We start from the raw sequence: 438 nt of genomic DNA, 5'->3' as shown, positions 1-438 counted from the left end.
TCGTCTGCCTTGTACCACTTTTAATATTGGTTGACTATAACGGGTATGAATTTTTCCTGACTCCCAAGGTGCTTTTTCATACTATTTACTATTAAAAATATAAAGCCTAACTGATTACCTTAGGCTCTATGATAAAAATCATCGAGCGTTAAGCCTCATTTTCATCGGTCAAGTACCACTCCATAAACTCATAGAAGCTATCCCAATGCGGTAATGTACCGTCCGCTAGTTGCTGTAGCTGTCCCATCTGAAAATCCCATACACTGTCATCTTCTATATTGTACAGATATCCCCCTTCACCTTCGCCTGTACTAAATAAAATGTAAGGGGCTGTCCTAGATAACTAGTTCAAACCCTGTTTAACCCATTGTTTTAATTGTAGTAATTGCGACTTTGGGTCACTGTGATTAAAACGCCACTCACATTCCTTTAAATAGA

The 438-nt window shown here is 38.4% G+C and carries 1 pseudogene; it reads right to left on the bottom strand.

Annotated features, from left to right (window positions below):
* Nucleotides 1-343 precede the first annotated feature (343 nt).
* Nucleotides 344-438 (bottom strand): annotated as a pseudogene (locus B3V51_RS09415) (IS1595 family transposase); the annotation flags it as partial.

Source organism: Psychrobacter sp. UBA2514 (assembly GCF_002341255.1).
GTDB lineage: Bacteria > Pseudomonadota > Gammaproteobacteria > Pseudomonadales > Moraxellaceae > Psychrobacter > Psychrobacter pacificensis.
This window is presented reverse-complemented; position numbering and strand designations above follow the sequence as displayed.